Below are 17,479 nucleotides of genomic sequence, written 5' to 3'. Positions count from 1 at the left end.
GTCACAGGACCGCTCCCATGCGCCAGGGGACGATCTCCTCCGTGCCGAAACCGAGCGCCTCGGACTTGCTCTCCGCACCGGAGGCCATGTCCACGAGGGCCTCGAACAGGGCGGTGCCGTACGTGAGTTGATCGGCGTGGTTCATGGCGGGCCCGGCGTCGAAGTCGATGTCGCCGCGCATCCGCTCGTACAGCCCGCTGGTGGTGCTGATCTTGAGACAGGGGACGGGACGGGAGCCGAACAGCGAGCCGCGGCCGGTTGTGAAGGCGAGCAGGTTGGCGCCGCCTGCGACCATGCCGGTGGCTGACACCGGGTCATAGCCGGGGGTGTCCATGAAGGTGAGGCCCGGTGCGGTGACCGGCTCCGCGTATCCGACCACGTCGTTCAGCGGGGTGGTCCCGGACTTGAGCACGGCGCCGAGGGACTTCTCCCAAATGGTCGTGATGCCTCCGGCCCGGTTTCCGCGGGACGGGTTGTTGTCGAGGGTCGCGCCGTTGGTCGCCGTGTACTCCTGCCACCAGGCGATGAGTTGGTCGATGCGGGCCGCCGCCTCCGGGGTCGACGCCCTGTCTCGTAGGAGGTGGTGGGCGCCGTAGATCTCCGGGGTCTCGCCGAGTACGACCTTGCCGCCGGCTGCGACGAGGAGGTCGGCCGCCACACCGAGCGTCGGGTTGGCGGTGAGTCCGGAGTAGGCGTCGCTGCCGCCGCACTGGAGGCCGAGGGTGAGTTCCGCCAGCGGGATCGGGACGCGGTGTGTCCGGGTGATGCGGGAGACCAGGTCCGCGATGCGGTCGAGCGCCGTGTTCAACGTGGCCGCGGTGCCGCCGAGTTGCTGGATGGCGAGGGGCTCTGCGTCCACTCCGCCGCCAAGGACGTTCGCCGGCTGGTTGACCTCGCAGCCGAGGCTGATCAGGAGGGCGCCCGCGACATTGGCGTGGCCGAGGTAACCGCGCAGCGTGCGCCGCAGGATCGCGTCGCCGGGAGTGCCCTCCGCCATTCCGCAGCCGAGGTCGTGCGGGAGCGCGACGACGCCGTCGAGGCCCGGTGTTCCTTTGTGCAGGGCGTCGGCGCGCAGGGCGATCATCCGGGCCACCGTGGCGGAGCAGTTCACGGTCGGGACGATGACGATGTGGTTCCGGGTGGCCGCGCGTCCGTCGGCCCTGCGGTAGCCGAGGAAGTGGTCGCGGGTGGGGGAGACCTGAGTCGGAGGGGTGCGCCTCGGTGACGGGCTCGCGGTCGGCTCCTCCCACGGGCCGATTCCCAGGTTGTGCACGTGGACGTGCCCGCCCGCCGGGATGTCGGCCAGGGTCACGCCGATGACCTCGCCGTACTTGCGGACCGGCGTGCCCTTCGGGATGGCGTGCAACGCGACCTTGTGTCCGGCGGCGATGTCCTTCGGTGCCGGTACCGGTGTTGTGCCGTCGGGGAGTTCGAGGAGTGTTCCCTCCGGCACATCGCTGAGGAGCAGCCCTATGTCGTCCACGCCGGGACGAGGCACCAGCGGCTTGACGGTTGCCGCCGGTCCCGGACCCGGCCCCGGACCAGGTCCCCCTGAGTCACGACGTTCACGGTTCACGTGATCGACCGTAGGACGCCAACACCCCAGAAGGGAAAGACGGTTATCGATGGTCGGTCATCCGGATTACGAATGCGCGGTGCCTCAAGGGGAGTTGGGTCAGAGGGGGAGTTGGGTCAGGCGCGGAACGGCCGGACCGGAACGCCCTCCGTCCCGGTCTCGACGACGAAGACCGAACCGGACAACGGGGACTTGGTCAACTCCTCGGCGGACAGGCCGTTTCGCGCGGACGTGATGAACAGGCGGCCGTCCGCGCCGAAGGCGCAACTGGTCGGCTGGAGCACGGGCACCGGTACGAGTCCGACGATGCGGCCCGTCGGGTCGTAGCGCCGCACTTCGCGTCCTCCGTGCATGGCCACCCAGAAGCACCCCTCGACGTCGACGGCGAGGCCGTCGGGGACTCCGACTCCCTCGGTCCTGGTCAGCACCTCCAGACGGCCGAGTTCTCCCGGCTCGGGGTGGAAGTCCGCGCGGTACAGGAGGTTGGCGTAGCTGTCGGCGAGGTACATGACGGTGTCCTCGGCGTTCCAGCCAAGCCCGTTCGGCAGGACGAGCCCGTCCGCGACGACGACGCTCGGGCCGTCGCCGTCCCACCGGTGCAGTCGGCCCCGGCCGGGTGCGAACTCCATGTCGTTGCTGCCGGCCCAGAACCTGCCGTGAGAGTCCACTTTGCCGTCGTTCATGCGCAGGTTCGGCTCGGGGAGGACGGGATCGACCAGGTTCAGTCCGTCGCCGGTGACGTAGCCGAACCCGTCTGCCACCGCGACGGCGAAACCGTCGTGCGTAGCGCGCGGTGCGACCGCGCCGATCATCGTGCCGACGTCCGTGACGGTCCGTCGTCCTGTGGACAGGCTGTCTTGAAAAATCTTGCGGCCGTAGATGTCGACCCAGAGGAGATGCCCGGTGCGAGGATCGAACACCGGCCCCTCACCCACGTCCGACGTGTCATTGCGTACCGCCACATCGAGATTTGTGTACGTGCGGACATCGGCCATCGCGACTCCCTTCGTTCGGCCTCTCGTTTTCCCTCAACCTCGCCCCGGTCACCCGCGATCGTCAACGCTGATTAACGGATGCGGGGCATTCGTTCCGCGAATGGATCCGGGCCGCGTCACACCAGGGGAACGGTGGTCGTGCCCTCAGGCCTCGGCGCCTTTACGACCGCTCGGATGAACGCTTGTGCGGCCGCACCCAGCGGTCGTTCCGAGTGCCACCAGATTCCCACGTCCCGATAGCGGTTGAGATGCTGAATGGGGCGCATTTCCATTCCTTCGCGCAGGATCATCACCGCACCGAGATAGTTGATGATGCCGATTCCGTGTCCGGCGCGGACCATCGCGCCGAGAGTGGTCGGCTGATGGGAGACGGTTCCGGATGGCGCGACCAGGTCCTTGATGCTCAATTCGACCTCGGCCTCGTATCCGACGACCGTATTGGCGAGGGGATCGCCGATCGTGATGACGCGTTGGTCCGCGAAGTCCGCGAGTTCGATCTCGTCCTTCTTGAGCAGCGGATGACCGGTCGGGGCGAGCATGACGAAGGGCTCCCGCCACAGCGGACGCATGGTGAAGCCGTGGTCGTGCGGCTCGGGCCGGACCGGGCGCAGGGCCACCGAGACCCGGCGCTCGGACAGTGCCGCCTCGATGAAGCCGGCGTCCCCGTCCAGGACCGCCACCCGGATCCGCGGGTGCTCCTTCTGCAGCGCCGTGATGACCGCCGGGAGGAATTCGGAACTCCCGCTGGCGAAACTCGCGACCGTGACGGTTCCCGAGATGTCACCCCGGTCGGTCTGGCGCGCGGTGACCAATTCATCGGCGGCGGCGAGAACCGATCGCGCCCGGGCCAGCAGAGCGCGCCCGTCGTCGGTGAGGGTGAGCGGTCGGATACGGCGTTCGATGAGCAGGCAGCCGAGTTCGCGTTCCAGATTCGCGATGTGCGCCGAGACGCGCGGTTGCGACAAATGCAACTTTTCGGCCGCTCTGGTGAAACCGCCGGTATCCACGACCTCGACCCAGGTACGCAACCAAGCCAGTTCGAGCGTCATTGACCGAACCTCCTCTCCTCGCAGTCGGACCACCGTCGGTCGGGAATTCCCGCTGACGGCATGTCATCTGCGCGGCAGATCATGTGTATTCGTATTTCGCTGTTGACGAGTTCCGGCGACCATGGCCGACTGGAACAATGACCGATCAGACTTCTTTCGGCACCGCCCGCGGGCTGCTGTCCGCGCACGGAGCGGACCTTCTTCGCGGCGACGACGGTGCCGTGATCACCTCCGTGGAGACCTACGCCCTCGCCGTGCCCCTGAAGCGGCCCATCGCCGACTCCACGGCCGCCATGGCGCACTGGACGGTGCCCGTGGTCGAGATCCGCACCGCCGACGGCCTGGTCGGGACAGGGATCTCCGGCGTCCACTGCGCTCCCGAACTCCTCTCCGGCGTGATCCTCTCCTACTATGCCGACGCCCTCCTGGACACCTCGTCGGAGGACATCCTCGGCACCTGGAAGCGCCTGTACTGGCTGCCCACGCACTGGATCGGCCGGGCCGGTGTCGTCCACATGGCGCTCGCGATGGTCGACATCGCCCTGTGGGACCTCGCGGCACAGCGGGCCGGCATGCCCCTGTGGCGGCTCCTCGGCGGCACGCAGGAGAGCGTCGAGGCGTACAACACCGACGGCGGCTGGCTCAACCTCACCGACTCCGAACTGGTCCGGGATCTCACCTCGTTGGTCGACCACGGCTGGTCCCGGGTGAAGATCAAGGTGGGACGCTCCGACTGGCGCGAGGACGCCCGACGCGTGCGCGCGGTCCGGCGGGCACTCGGCGACGACGTGACCCTGATGTGCGACGCCAACCAGCGCTGGGACCTGTCGACGGCGAACCAGATCATGCCGGTCCTGGAAGAGGCGGCGATGGACTGGGTCGAGGAGCCCTTCCACGCCGACGACCTCCAGGCCCACGCCCGCCTCCAGTCGTCGACGCGGCTGGACGTGGCGGCCGGCGAAAGCATCTACTCCTACCACCAGTTCGCCTCCTTCATGGCCGCCGACGCCATCCGTGTTGTCCAGGCCGACGTCACCCGGGTCGGCGGCGTCACCGAGCTCCTGCAGATCGCGGCGCACGCGGCGGCACGGGGCCTGCGGTTCGCGCCGCACGCCGGCGACATGATGCAGGTGCACCAGCACCTGGTCGGCACCGTCCTCTCGGAGGTGCCGCCCCTCGTCGAGTTCATCCCCTGGACCCAGGAGGCCTTCGTCGAGCGCAGCGTCGTACGCGAGGGGCTCATGGAGCGTCCGCATGGTCCCGGGGCCTCGACGGCGATCGACCCGGCCGCGCGGGTGCGGTGGCAGATCCCCGGAGCGGGCTCGGCCAGGACCCTCTGAGACCCCCGCTCCACCACCGACGGAAGGAACGAGATGACCGAGTCGCCCCTGAGGCACACCGAGGAGCGCGTGGCCGTCGTCACCGGCGCGGGCCAGGGAATCGGGCGCGCCATCGCCGTGGCCCTCGCCGCCCGTGGCGTACGGGTCGTCGTCACCGACCGCAACACCGAGACCGGCACCGCCGTGGCCAAGGAGGTCGGCGGCGACTTCCTGCCCCTGGACGTCTCCTACCCCCGAGCCGTGGCAGGGGTCGCGGGTGAGGTCGTACGCCGCTTCGGCCGCGTCGACGTCCTGGTGAACAACGCCGGCATCGCCCACGAGGACGACGCCCTCGACGTGACGGACGAGGTCTGGCACCGCGTCCTCGACGTCGACCTGACCGGCACCTTCGTGGCCAGCCGCGAGTTCGGCCGGCACTTCGTGAGCCGGGGATCCGGTTCGATCGTGAACATCTCCTCCATCGCCGCCTTCATCGGCACCAACCCCGAGTACCACGTCGCCTACGACGTCGCGAAAGCCGGCGTCTCCCAGCTGGCGCGCTCGCTCGCGGTCGAGTGGGCGCGGTACGGGGTCCGGGTCAACGCGGTCGCGCCGGGCCGGACCCGCACCCCCATCCTCGACACGGTCGGGATGGACGATCCGCGGCGGATGACGCAGTGGATCGACCAGATCCCGATGGGCCGCCTGCTGGAGGCCGAGGAGATCGCGGCGGCCGTGACGTTCGTGGCGCTCGACGCCACCGCGATGACCGGACAGACCCTCCTCGTCGACGGCGGCCAGATCGCCCAGTGACCCGGTCACCGGCGCTTGCCCTCAGCCGACGCCGAGGGCAAGCGTCTCTCCCTCGGCGAGCTGGACTTCGAGGAGATCGGCGCCGTAGCGCAGTCGTACGTCCGCAGCCCGTGACGCCCGGATCGAAGCGGCGGTCAACTGCCCGTCGCGCCACCGGATGTCCACGGTGAGACCGCCCCGGGCACGCAGTCCGCACACGCTCCCCTCGGGCCAGTCGGCGGGCAGCGCGGGCAGCAGTTCCACGTCCTTGCCGTCCGACTGGAGCAGCATCTCGGCGACTCCCGCCGTGCCGCCGGAGTTGCCGTCGAAGGAGTAGATGTTCTGCGCAGCGCCCGCCACCCCGCCGGCGGAGAACGTCATCAGGTTCGCCTCGCTGGCGTCCGCGATGAGGCTGGTGAGGTGCTTCAGGGCCGCGTCGCCGTTGAGGAGACGGGAGTAGTAGACGGTGAAGTTGGCCTCGACCCACTCGGTCTGCTCCCAGCCCGGGGCCTGCTGCCTGCGTTCGATGGTGACCTCGGCGGCGCGTGCGAGGTCCGGTGTGTCGCGCGGGGTGATCTGGCGCTCCGGGAACAGCGCGCTGAGATGGGAGGTGTGCCGGTGGCTCGGCTCGGCCTCCTCGTAGTCGTGCAGCCACTCCTGCACCTGCCCGTGCCGCCCGATCCGGAGCGGTGGCAGCCGGTGGCGCGCGGCGTCGATCCTGGTCCTCAACTCGGCGTCGACACCGAGCAGTTCGGCACTCTCCGAGCAGATCCGCAGCACGGCCTCCATGATCACGCGGTCCGCGGTGGCACCCATGGACACCGAACACCGGCTGCCGTCCGGCGCGAGATACCAGTTCTCCGGCGACTCCGACGGCCCGGTGACGAGCAGTCCCTGCTCCGGCTCCTCGACCGCGTAGCCGAGGAGGAACTCGGCGGCCCCGCGCAGGACCGGATAAGCGCGCTCCCGGAGGAACGTCTCGTCCCGGCCGTACTCGAAGTGCTCCCACAACTGGAGCGCGAGCCAGGCTCCGCCGGTCACGTTCATGCCCCAGCCGATGCCGGAGCCGGGTGCCGTGTACCCCCACGCGTTGGTCACCGTGTGCGCGACCCAGCCCGGCGCGCCGTACAACTCCTCGGCGGTTGCCCGGCCTTGGTCCGCCAGGTTCTCCAACAGCCCGAACAGCGGCGCGTGGCACTCGGCCAGATTGGTCGACTCGACTGCCCAGTAGTTCTGTTGGGTGTTGATGTCCAGATGGAAGTCGTTCGTCCAGGGCGCACTGCTGGCCAGACCGTCGTTCCACAGGCCTTGCAAGGCAAGCGGAAGAGGGGAGTTGGCGCGGGAGCCGGCCATCGTCAGGTAGCGGCCGAACTGGAAGTAGAGCGCGATGAGTTCGTCGTCGGCCTTCCCGGAGGCGAGCCGTTCGCGGCGGGCGTCGGTGGGCAGAGCGGCGAGTTCGGGTGACGCCGAACCGAGATCCAGGGAGACCCGTCGCATCAGCGCCTGATGGTCCGCGATGTGCGCCGCCCGGACCGTCTCGTAACCGGCTTCCAGGCCTGCGGACAGCAGGGATTCCGCACGCGCTCGGGGGGCCGCTCCTGCCCAGTCGGTTCCTGCGACGACGTAGACGACCGCGCTGTCGGCGCCTTCCAGACGAAGCGTGTCTTCCGTGCGGTGCACGGTGCCAACCTCGGCTTCGAGGTGGGCACGGATCTCCAGCGCGACTCCCTGCTGTCCGTCGCTGTGCAGGCTCTCGTACGCATGGCCGTTGAAGGTGACGGACGAGTCCGTGGCGGTCGTGATTCCGGGGAGTATGCCGTCCCGGATCGAGAGGGTGACGGTGAGCGACCCGGGCCGGTCCGCGGTGAGGCGGATCGCGATCAGGCCGTGGGGGTTGGTGGCGAACACCTCGCGGGTGAAGCGGACTTCGTCCTGCACGTAGGTGACTGTGACGAGGCCCGTGTCCAGGTCCAGCGTCCGCCGGTAGTCCTGGGCCGGAACCCCGTCAGGGAAGGCGAGTTGGACTTCGGGGAGGGGCAGGTTGGTGCCGAACGACGGTGCTCTGCCCGGGAGATGTTCGGCGGCGAGCCGTTGCGCCTCGGCGTGGTCTCCCGCGAAGAGGAGTTCGCGGATGCGCGGGACCTGTGGCCGGGCGGTCGGGTTGAGGTCTGCCGTGGACGGGCCGCCGGACCATGCCGTCGACTCGGAGAGCTGTATCCGCTCCCGGTCCGTGCCGCCGTAAATCATGCCTCCCAGGCGGCCGTTGCCGATGGGCAGGGCTTCGAACCAGCGGGTGGCGGGGCGGTCGTAGCGGAGGGTTCCGGGTGGGACGCGGACATCGCGGAGGTTCTGGTCGGAGAAAGCCTTCAGCATGGCATGCGCTTTCGTGACGGTGTGAAAGAGAGCAACTCGCTTTGGGCATGGGCTACTTGGCGGGCGCGAAGACGTGCTGCGCGGCCACGGCGGCGCCTCCGCGGGCCCATTCCTCGAAGGGGAGGGGTCTGACCACGAGGTCGCAGTCGGCCGCGGCGCCGAAGGCCCGGGCGGCGAAGGTGGTGCGGATCTGGTCCTCGTAGAGGTCGTAAGTGGCCACGCCCTCACCGGAGATGATGATGCGCTCCGGGCCGATGAGGTTGGCCACGGAGGCCAGGGCCAGGCCCAGGGCGTGGCCCGCCCGGGCGAAGACCGCACGGACGTCGGCGTTGCCGGCATGGGCGAGGCGGACCGCGCCGTCCATCGTCAGCGCCGGGTCGCCCGTCGCCCGGCGGGCCTGTTCCGTGATGGCCTGGGTGGAGGCGACCGCTTCGACGCAGCCGGTGTTGCCGCAGGTGCACACGCGGTCGGTGCCGCCCACGGGAAGGTGGCCGACCTCCCCGGAGACGCCGTGCGCACCGGAGACGACCCGGCCGCCGATGGAGATGCCGCAGCCGATGCCCGCGCCGACGGTGACCAGGGCGAAGGACGACAGCCCGACCCCGACGCCGAACCACTGTTCCGCGACGGTCAGGGCGCGGACGTCGTTCTCGATGACGGTCGGCAAATCCGTTGCCGTCTCCACGAGTTGGGCCAGGGGTACGCGGCGCCAGTTCAGGAAGGGGGAGTACTGGACGGTCCCCGTGTGGCCGTCGACGTCCCCGGAGATCGTGACGCCGATGCCGTGGAGCGCGCCCGGCGCGTGCGGCGCAGCCTTCGCGTTCAGCTGATCGACCAGCCGGGCGACGGCCAGGACGACCGTACCGACGTCACGCGAACCCAGTACGGCCCGCGCGGTGGCCAGCGGCCGTGCGGTCAAGTCGGTGAGTGTGCCGATGAGTTCGTTGCCGGTGATCTTCACGCCCACGAAGCGGGCGCGCTCGCCCCGTACCGCGATGAGCGTGGCCGGCCGGCCCTGGGTGCGCTCGGTCGAGCGGCCCAGCTCGTTGATCCAGCCGTCGGTCAGCAGGGGAGTGGCGACCTTCGTGACCGCGCCCGGCGACAGACCGGTACGGCGCCCGATCTCGGCGCGTGTGAGCGGGCCGTGGGCGAGGAGGGTCTGGAACAGCAGAGCGGCCGCGGGTGGCTGATCGGCGAGCGTCATGCGGCGACCATACATTTCCATTGGAAAAGAAGATAGAAGAAGGATCGTGGTGTTCGGCGTCCGTCTTCCCGCCCGATCGACCGAATCCTGCTCCATTCCTTCCACGAATGTCGATGATTCGCGCTGCGCAATATGTTGACGTTGGAAGAAAAGCCTGGCTACATTCGCGGCACCTCACGACAGGTGGATGGGACGTCCACCGACGCAGGTGGCGGCAGGTTTCCTCCTCGACCGGTCGCATAAGTCATCGCGGGCTGCGCTCTCCAACGGGCGTCGCCTCACGGCCACTTGGGCGGATCCGAACGCCCACTCACCAATTCCCCATGCGGCTGACCGTGCAGGGGGCACCTTCCGGTCCTTCCCAGGGCCCCGCCGTGCCTTTTCGCGCCGAGATGGAGTAAACACATGGCTCGTCCAGCAGGACCCGCATCCGCCGTACGCCACAGACTCCGTACGGGCGGTCTGCGTCTCCGACACCTGCCCGTCCTGGCCGCCACCGCACTCGTGGTGTCCCTCGCCGCACCCACCGCCGCGTCGGCGGCGGACTCCTCCCCGGCGCCGACGAGCGCGGGCCACCAGCAAGCCGCCCTCGCCGCCAAGCCGTACATGGGCTGGAGCAGTTGGAGCCTGGAGGCCACCAGTTACCCCGGCTACGGCGGGGTCAGCTGGCTCACCGAGGCGCACGTCAAGCAGCAGGCCGACGTGGTCGCCTCGAAGCTCAAGTCCCATGGCTACGAGTACATCAACGTGGACGCGGGGTGGGTGAACGGCTTCGACCAGTACGCCCGCCCGAAGCCGAACGCCACCACCTTCCCGCACGGCATGAAGTCCCTGGGCGACTACCTCCACCACAAGGGCCTCAAGTTCGGGCTGTATCTGGCCGTCGGCCTCGACCCCGCCGCGTACGGCGACGGGACGACCGCCATCCACGACGCCCCCGGCTGCACCACCTCGGACATCGTCTATCCCGACCTGCGCAAGACCAACGGGTGGAACTCCGCGTACAAGATGGACTTCGCCAACCCCTGCTCGCAGAAGTACATCGACTCCCTCGCCGACCAACTGGCGGGCTACGGCGTGGACTTCCTCAAGGTCGACGGCGTGGGCCCGGGCTCCTTTCAAGGCGGTGCGGACCACGACAACACCTCGGACGTGAAGGCCTGGCACACCGCACTCCAACAGACCGGGCGGCCCGTCCAGTTGACGCTGTCCTGGTCGCTGAGCCACACCCAGGCGGCGACCTGGAAGGCCAACTCCAACGGCTGGCGCATCGACACGGACGTCGAGTGCTACTGCGACACGCTGGTGACCTGGGACAACTCCCTCAAGGTGCGCTGGAACGACGTCGTGCAGTGGATCGACGACGCAGGGCCCGGACACTGGAACAACCTCGACTCCCTGAACGTCGGAGTCGGCGCCATGGACGGCCTCACCGAGGCCGAACGGCAGAGCTACGCGACCCTGTGGGCCATCGAGTCGGCGCCGCTCTACTCGGGTGACGACCTCACCAAACTCGACGCGTACGGGCTGAAGTTGCTCACCAACGACGAGGTCATCGCCGTGGACCAAGCCGGCCATCCGGCACGACCCGTCAGTCAGACCACCAACCAGCAGACCTGGTACTCCCGTAATCCCGACGGCAGTTACACCGTCGCACTGTTCAACCTGGGGACCCGAGCCGCCGATGTCACCGCGGACTTCGCCGACTTGGGCATCAGCGGTGCTGCCTCGGTGCGTGACCTGTGGCAGCACAAGAACCTCGGCCGCGTCTCCGGGCACCTGACGGAGAACCTGCCGCCGCACGGCTCGCGGCTCTTCACCTTCACGCCGAACCGGCAGAGCGCGAACCCCGGTACTCCGCTGGGCGTCCACGGCACCAGCGCCACCTCGACGAGCGTCTCGCTGGCCTGGGACAAGGTGAACACCGGCGCCTCGACTGCCAGCCGCTACACCGTCTACGCCGACGGCCGGCCGTTGACCACCAGCACCGGTACCACGGCCACCGTCACGGGTCTGAGCGCCGCGAACGCCCACACCTTCACGGTCGTAGCCCGCGATGCCAAGGGCCGAACGTCCGCTCCCAGCAAGCCGGTTGGAGTCACCACACCCGCGTCCGGCGGTCCCACCGCCTACGAGGCCGAGGCCTCCGGCAACACCCTCACCGGCAACGCCACCGTCGCGGGCTGCGACGGCTGCTCCGGCGGACAGAAGGTCGGCAACCTCGGAGGCGGTGAGGTGGCCGTCAACCACGTCAGTGCCCCGAAGGACGGCACGTATCTGCTGAAGCTGGACTACGTGGACGGCGACTCAAGTCGCGTCATCAACCTCACCGTTGGCGACACCACCCTCCAGATCCCGGTGCCCGGCACCAACGACAACAACTGGGGTGCCCCACAGTCGCTCACCGTCTCCGTGCCGCTGAAGGCCGGGGACAACACGCTCCGCTTCGGCAACGCCACCGACTACGCACCCGACATCGACAAGATCACCGTCTGAACCACGCCCGACGCTCCACCAGTTGGACACGCAACACACGAAGGAGGGTGCTGTGGTGGTCACATCACAGGGCAACCACGCAACGCCGGTGAAACCGCGGTCCGGTGAGCCGGGCGCGGTGGCCACCACGGCCACCTCACCGGGCAAGGGCCCGACCAGGAAAGCACGGCGCGCCACTGCCACGAGGTCGGCGGCGGCACGACGCCGGGACCTGCCCGTCGCCCTGCTGCTCATCCTGCCCGCCGTCGTCGGCTTCGCGACCTTCTACGCCTATCCGACCGTGCGCGGCATCTACCTCAGCTTCACCGACTTCCACGTCCTGACCCCACCGCAGTGGGTCGGACTGGCCAACTTCCGGGAGCTGTTCGGGGACGACGTCTTCTGGCACTCGCTCCTCGTCACCGTCTACTTCGTCCTGCTGTCGGTCTTCTTCGGCACGGCGATCTCCCTCGTGACCGCGGTGGTGCTGCACCGGGTCACCCGGTCGTCGGTCCTGCGGGGCGTGATCCTGCTGCCGTTCCTGATTTCCAACGTCATCGCCGCCCTGGTGTGGCAGTGGATGCTCGACCCGACCCTCGGCATCGTCAACATCGCCCTCAAGCACCTGACCGGCCACTCCATCCTGTTCTTCGGCAGCGGGGGATGGGCGATCCCCTCGCTTGCCGCGATCAGCGTCTGGAAGTGGATGGGCTACTACGCCCTGCTGATCTTCGCCGGCCTGCAGACCATCCCCTCGACCATCTACGAGGCGGGCCGCGTCGACGGCGCGAGCGAGGCGCAGATGTTCCGCCGGCTCACGGTGCCCCTGCTGCGGCCGATCCTCGTCATGGTGGTCGTCCTGACGGTGATCAACTCCTTCCAGGTGTTCGACATCGTGCAGGTCACCACCAAGGGCGGCCCGGCCAACGCCTCGAACGTGCTGCAGATGTACATCTACGACAAGGCCTTCCGGCAGTTCGACTTCGGCTACGCCGCCACCATGTCGCTCGCCCTGTTCGCCCTGCTCATCGCGGTCACCTTCACCCAGCTGCGGCTCGCCCGCGCCAATGAATCCGACCTGAACTGAAGGAGGCCGCCCTCATGGCTGTCACCATCGCACCCGGCCCCGCGGCCGCTCCGCGCCGCCCGACGCGGAACACCGCCCGCAGGTTCTCACCCGGCAGGGCCGTCGCCTGGATCTACCTCGGCGTCATCGTCCTCGTCACGCTCTTCCCGTTCTACTGGATCCTGCGCACCGCGCTGTCCAACAACTACAAACTGGCGACCCACCCGTCCTCGCTGCTGCCGGTCGGCTTCACCTGGGGCGCCTTCGAGCGGGCCCTGGGCATCGCCTCCACCGCGTCCGCCCAGGCCCAGGGCGGCTCCGGCGCCTCCCTCGACTTCGCGCTCTACCTGCGCAACTCGGTGATCTACGCATCGGTGCAGACGGCGATGATCGTGCTGATCTCGGCGGCCGCCGCCTACGCGTTCTCCCGGCTGCACTGGCGGGGCCGCGACCTGGTGTTCAACATCCTGATCAGCGCCCTGATGGTGCCCAGCGTGTTCACCCTGCTGCCCAACTTCGTCCTCGTGAAGGACCTCGGACTCACCGACACCTTTGCCGGGCTCATCCTCCCCGGCGGCCTCTTCCAGGCCTTCACGCTGTTCTTCCTGAGGCAGTTCATGCTCGGCCTCAGCAATGAGGTCGAGGAGGCCGCCATCATCGACGGCGCGGGACCGCTGCGGATCTTCTTCCGGATCATCCTGCCGATGACCTCCGCGCCGATCGCCACCGTGTCGCTGCTGATGTTCGTCAACGCCTGGAACGACTACTTCTGGCCCCTGCTGATCGCCAACGACCAGAGCGTCCAGCCCCTCACCCTCGCGCTCGGCGTCTTCAAGCAGTCCTCGCCCCAAGCCGCCCCCGACTGGGCGGGGTTGATGGCCGCCGCCCTCATCGCGGCGCTGCCGATGCTGCTGCTCTTCCTCGCCTTCGGCAAACGCATCGTCAACTCCATCGGCTTCTCCGGCCTCAAGTGACCGGCGAAAGCCTCCAGAGACCAGCGAAAGAAGGAACCATGAGAGTTCGCAAGGCCGTGGCACTCGGAGCCGCGCTCACTCTGACGGCCCTCGTGTCCGCCTGCTCCTCCAACTCCAGCAGCAGCTCCGGCTCTTCGACCCTGAACTGGTGGACCTGGGACGACAAGCAGGCGGCCGCGTACAAGGTCTGCGCCACGGACTTCGAGAAGGCCAACCCGGGCGTCACGGTGAAGATCTCCCAGTACGGCGTCACCGACTACTTCACCAAGCTCACCGCCGGCTTCGTCGCAGGCAAGGCTCCCGACGCGTTCCAGAACAGCGTCCAGTTCTTCCCGCAGTACGCCGACCAGCACCAACTCCTGTCGCTTGACGACTACATCAAGAAGGACAAGTTCGACCTGTCGAGGTTCTCCGTCGGCGTCGACTCGTGGAAGTACACCGACGGCCACCAGTACGGCCTGCCCCTGGACTGGGCCGCCACCGGCCTCTACTACAACACCGACATGCTCACCAAGGCCGGCTACACCACCAAGGACGTCCAGAACCTCAACTGGAACCCCGACAACGGCGGCACGATCGGCAAGATGATCGCCCACCTGACCGTCGACTCGAAGGGCCGACGCGGCGACCAGCCGGGATTCGACAAGGCGAACATCAAGACGTACGGCTTCGGCCAGCTGGCCGCCAAGGACTTTCTGGGCCAGACGACTTGGAGTTCCTTCGTCTCCACGACGGGCTGGCGGCTCGGTAACAAGGCCAACTGGCCGACCCAGTTGAACTACAACGACCCGCGCCTGGTGAAGACCATGGACTGGATCCGTACGCTGGTGGCGAAGGGATACGCCCCCAAGATCGGTACGTTCACCAACACCGTGTCCGACGTCGACCTGCTGTCCTCGGGCAAGGTCGCGATGGAGACGGGCGGTTCGTGGACGGCGTCCACCTTCGCCAAGATCCCCGACATCAAGGTCGGCATCGCCCCCACGGTCCTCGGTCCCGACAACAAGACCCGTGCCGTCTTCAGCAACTCCAACGGCAACACCATCTGGGCGGGCACCAAGAACCCGGACCTGGCCTGGAAGTGGGTCTCCTACATGGGCTCCGAGGCCTGCCAGACCAAGGCGTCGGCGACCGGCACCTTCTTCCCGTCCATCCCCGCCTCGATGGACGCCTCCGCCAAGGCGCTCAAGGCACAGGGCGTCGACCTCTCGGTCTTCACCGACATGCTCAAGAACAAGGAGCTCTACCCGTCACCGGACTTCCGCAACGGCGCGGCCCTGCAGGACGCGATCGAGCCGCTGATCGAGGGCTACTTCGGCGGACAGAAGAACGACAGCGTCTTCGCCGACATGCAGTCCAAGACCAAGAGCATCCTCACCCAGAAGTAACAGCCGCCCCCTTGGCGCCCCGCGGCCGGACGCGTCCCCTACGGCCCGTCCCGCCGCCCTCCCCGAAAAGAGACTGCATGCCCACAACCTCCTCGCGCATCGTCAGCCTGCGCGCGGCCGGTACCTGCCTCGCCGTGGAGCTCACCGAACCGGTCCCCCGAGTCCTGCACTGGGGAGCGGACCTGGGCGACCTCAGCCCCGACGACCTGACCGCCCTGAGCCTGACCGCCGAACCCGCGATCCTCAACAACGCCCCCGACATCCCACGCCGCTTCACTGTCTGGCCCACCGAGGCCGACGGCTGGTCCGGCACCCCGGCCCACCACGGCCACCAGGCAGGCACCGCCACCGCACCCCGCCCGACCCTCACCGGCGCCACCCACCGCACGCGCCCCGACGGCGGCGGCGTACTCGAACTGCACCTCACCGACACGGCGTCCGCACTGGACATCACCCTGACCTACACCCTGGACACCTACGGTGTCCTCACCGCCGACGCCGTCATCTCCCGCGCGGACAGCGCCGATCCGACGCCCTACGACCTCGCCGGCGCGCTCACCCTGCTGCCCCTGCCGCGCCGTGCCACCGAGATCCTGGACTTCACCGGCAAGTGGAGCAGGGAACGCTCCCCACAACGCCACCCGCTGCACCATGGCGCACACGTCCGCGACGTACGACGCGGAAAACCCGGTGTCGACTCGCCGCATCTCCTGACAGTGGGCGTACCCGGCTTCGGATTCGGCACCGGCGAGGTGTGGGCCGTCCACGTCGCGTGGAGCGGAGACCAGCGTCACCTCGTCGAGCAACTCCCGGAAGGAGCAGGCGTCCACGCCTCCGCGCTCGGCGGTGGCGAACTCCTCCGCGCGGGCGAGATCCGCCTGGCACCCGGCGACACCTACCGCACTCCCCGCTGCCACTTCGCCTGGTCGCCGGACGGCCTGGACGGCATCGCCGACCGCTTCCACCGCCACCTGCGAGCACGACCCCAACACCCGCGCGGCTCCCGTCCCTTGGTGCTCAACAGCTGGGAAGGCGTCTACTTCGACCACGACCTCGACCGGCTGCGCGCCCTGGCAGAGCGGGCCGCCGCCGTGGGAGTCGAGCGGTTCGTGCTCGACGACGGCTGGTTCAGCGGGCGTCGCGCCGACACCGCGGGCCTCGGCGACTGGCTCGCCGACCCGACCGTCTGGCCCGACGGACTAAGCCCGCTCGCCGACCATGTCCGGTCGCTGGGCATGGACTTCGGGCTATGGGTGGAGCCCGAGATGGTCAACCTCGACTCCCACCTGGCCCGCACCCACCCCGACTGGATCCTCGGCCCCGCCGCCGGCCTCGGCCCGACCGCCCGTCATCAGCACGTCCTGGACCTCTCCCGCCCCGAGGTCTTCGACTACCTGCTGAAGTCACTGGACGCGCTCGTCGGAAGCTACGACATCGCCTTCCTCAAGTGGGACCACAACCGCGAACTCCTCGAAGCCGTAAGCACTTTGGGAGACCGGCCCGCAGGCCACGCCCAGGTCGAGGCGCTGTACCGACTGCTGGACGCGGTGAGGCAACGGCACCCCGGACTGGAGATCGAGAGCTGCGCGAGCGGCGGCGGTCGCGTCGACCTGGGCGTACTGGACCGCACCGACCGTGTGTGGCCCTCGGACTGCAACGACCCCGTGGAACGCCAGTCGATCCAGAGCTGGACCGTCCAACTCCTCCCGCCCGAACTCGTCGGCACCCACGTCGGCGCCGCCCGCAGCCACACCACAGGCCGCGTCACCTCCGACACGTTCCGCCTGATCACCGCCCTCTTCGGCCACGCGGGCATCGAGCAGGATCTCGCCGAGTGCTCGGAGGAGGAGCTGACCAGGCTCACCGCCTGGAGCGCCCTGTACCGGGAACTGCGCCCGCTGCTGCACAGCGGTCGCACGGTACGTGCCGACCTGGAGGACAAGGCTCGGATACTGCACGGAGTGGTGGCCCACGACGGCTCAAGGGCGCTGTACTCCTGGGCGAGGGTGGCCACTTCACCCGAAGGGCAGTCGGGCCGGACGCGTTTTCCCGGTCTGAGTCCCGACGCCCGCTACCGGCTCCGAGTGCGCACCGAACTCGGCCTGCCCTCCTTCCACCAGATCGCATCGCCCGCGTGGTTGAGGGCCGCGCAGGAGGACTGGCTCACCGTGCCGGGCTCGGTGCTGACCACCGCCGGTCTGCCCATGCCCACTCTCAACCCCGAGCAGGCACTCCTCATCGAGGTCCGTCGCCAGGACTGACGTCGCC

Annotated in this window: 12 protein-coding genes; 7 read left to right on the top strand and 5 right to left on the bottom strand. The window is 68.7% G+C overall.

Annotation, left to right across the window (positions count from 1 at the left end; all coding sequences use genetic code 11):
• Position 1: 1 nt before the first annotated feature.
• The 3 genes from OG588_RS01065 to OG588_RS01055 form a co-directional block, all read right to left on the bottom strand.
• Complete coding sequence (locus OG588_RS01065) at positions 2–1,483, bottom strand: UxaA family hydrolase (RefSeq protein WP_405945609.1); 1,482 nt, start codon at positions 1,481–1,483, stop codon at positions 2–4.
• Positions 1,484–1,692: 209 nt separating this feature from the next.
• On the bottom strand, positions 1,693–2,571 hold the full coding sequence (locus OG588_RS01060; RefSeq protein ID WP_405945608.1) for an SMP-30/gluconolactonase/LRE family protein: 879 nt from the start codon (positions 2,569–2,571) through the stop codon (positions 1,693–1,695).
• Between the two features lie 116 nt (positions 2,572–2,687).
• The gene (locus tag OG588_RS01055; RefSeq protein WP_405945607.1) at positions 2,688–3,620 is read right to left on the bottom strand and encodes a LysR family transcriptional regulator; all 933 of its coding nucleotides are present in this window, start codon (positions 3,618–3,620) and stop codon (positions 2,688–2,690) included.
• 137 nt (positions 3,621–3,757) lie between these two features.
• Here OG588_RS01055 and OG588_RS01050 point away from each other — a divergent pair, with 137 nt between their 5' ends.
• Entirely contained in the window at positions 3,758–4,960 is a 1,203-nt protein-coding gene (locus OG588_RS01050; RefSeq protein WP_405945606.1) for a mandelate racemase/muconate lactonizing enzyme family protein, read from the top strand.
• A 33-nt stretch (positions 4,961–4,993) separates the two neighbouring features.
• Positions 4,994–5,752 (top strand): SDR family NAD(P)-dependent oxidoreductase, encoded by a 759-nt coding sequence (locus tag OG588_RS01045; RefSeq protein WP_405945605.1) that lies wholly within the window; start codon positions 4,994–4,996, stop codon positions 5,750–5,752.
• A 21-nt stretch (positions 5,753–5,773) separates the two neighbouring features.
• On the opposite strand, the gene OG588_RS01040 is transcribed toward OG588_RS01045, so the two are convergent.
• Together OG588_RS01040 and OG588_RS01035 are read right to left on the bottom strand one after the other, a co-directional pair.
• The gene (locus OG588_RS01040) at positions 5,774–8,104 is read right to left on the bottom strand and encodes a glycosyl hydrolase family 95 catalytic domain-containing protein (RefSeq protein WP_405945604.1); all 2,331 of its coding nucleotides are present in this window, start codon (positions 8,102–8,104) and stop codon (positions 5,774–5,776) included.
• Positions 8,105–8,156: 52 nt separating this feature from the next.
• Complete coding sequence (locus OG588_RS01035) at positions 8,157–9,308, bottom strand: ROK family protein (RefSeq protein WP_405945603.1); 1,152 nt, start codon at positions 9,306–9,308, stop codon at positions 8,157–8,159.
• Between the two features lie 405 nt (positions 9,309–9,713).
• Here OG588_RS01035 and OG588_RS01030 point away from each other — a divergent pair, with 405 nt between their 5' ends.
• The 5 genes from OG588_RS01030 to OG588_RS01010 all read left to right on the top strand — a co-directional run bounded on the left by OG588_RS01030 (position 9,714) and on the right by OG588_RS01010 (position 17,472).
• Positions 9,714–11,804 (top strand): fibronectin type III domain-containing protein, encoded by a 2,091-nt coding sequence (locus OG588_RS01030; RefSeq protein WP_405945602.1) that lies wholly within the window; start codon positions 9,714–9,716, stop codon positions 11,802–11,804.
• A gap of 52 nt (positions 11,805–11,856) precedes the next feature.
• Complete coding sequence (locus OG588_RS01025; RefSeq protein ID WP_405945601.1) at positions 11,857–12,870, top strand: carbohydrate ABC transporter permease; 1,014 nt, start codon at positions 11,857–11,859, stop codon at positions 12,868–12,870.
• A 14-nt stretch (positions 12,871–12,884) separates the two neighbouring features.
• The gene (locus OG588_RS01020) at positions 12,885–13,823 is read left to right on the top strand and encodes a carbohydrate ABC transporter permease (protein ID WP_405945600.1); all 939 of its coding nucleotides are present in this window, start codon (positions 12,885–12,887) and stop codon (positions 13,821–13,823) included.
• Between the two features lie 38 nt (positions 13,824–13,861).
• A complete protein-coding gene (locus OG588_RS01015; protein ID WP_405945599.1) occupies positions 13,862–15,211 on the top strand; it encodes an ABC transporter substrate-binding protein in 1,350 nt (449 codons plus the stop codon).
• Positions 15,212–15,288: 77 nt separating this feature from the next.
• Complete coding sequence (locus tag OG588_RS01010) at positions 15,289–17,472, top strand: alpha-galactosidase (protein ID WP_405945598.1); 2,184 nt, start codon at positions 15,289–15,291, stop codon at positions 17,470–17,472.
• Positions 17,473–17,479: the final 7 nt, after the last annotated feature.

The organism is Streptomyces prunicolor, assembly GCF_045162825.1.
GTDB classification, from domain to species: domain Bacteria; phylum Actinomycetota; class Actinomycetes; order Streptomycetales; family Streptomycetaceae; genus Streptomyces; species Streptomyces prunicolor.
This window is presented reverse-complemented; position numbering and strand designations above follow the sequence as displayed.

Excerpts from the sequence above, each read along its gene's own strand:
- OG588_RS01060 (WP_405945608.1), bottom strand. The coding sequence starts at position 2,571 with ATGGCCGATGTCCGCACGTACACAAATCTCGATGTGGCGGTACGCAAT.
- OG588_RS01055 (WP_405945607.1), bottom strand. The coding sequence starts at position 3,620 with ATGACGCTCGAACTGGCTTGGTTGCGTACCTGGGTCGAGGTCGTGGAT.
- OG588_RS01050 (WP_405945606.1), top strand. The coding sequence starts at position 3,758 with ATGACCGATCAGACTTCTTTCGGCACCGCCCGCGGGCTGCTGTCCGCG.
- OG588_RS01045 (WP_405945605.1), top strand. The coding sequence starts at position 4,994 with ATGACCGAGTCGCCCCTGAGGCACACCGAGGAGCGCGTGGCCGTCGTC.
- OG588_RS01040 (WP_405945604.1), bottom strand. The coding sequence starts at position 8,104 with ATGCTGAAGGCTTTCTCCGACCAGAACCTCCGCGATGTCCGCGTCCCA.
- OG588_RS01035 (WP_405945603.1), bottom strand. The coding sequence starts at position 9,308 with ATGACGCTCGCCGATCAGCCACCCGCGGCCGCTCTGCTGTTCCAGACC.
- OG588_RS01030 (WP_405945602.1), top strand. The coding sequence starts at position 9,714 with ATGGCTCGTCCAGCAGGACCCGCATCCGCCGTACGCCACAGACTCCGT.
- OG588_RS01020 (WP_405945600.1), top strand. The coding sequence starts at position 12,885 with ATGGCTGTCACCATCGCACCCGGCCCCGCGGCCGCTCCGCGCCGCCCG.
- OG588_RS01015 (WP_405945599.1), top strand. The coding sequence starts at position 13,862 with ATGAGAGTTCGCAAGGCCGTGGCACTCGGAGCCGCGCTCACTCTGACG.
- OG588_RS01010 (WP_405945598.1), top strand. The coding sequence starts at position 15,289 with ATGCCCACAACCTCCTCGCGCATCGTCAGCCTGCGCGCGGCCGGTACC.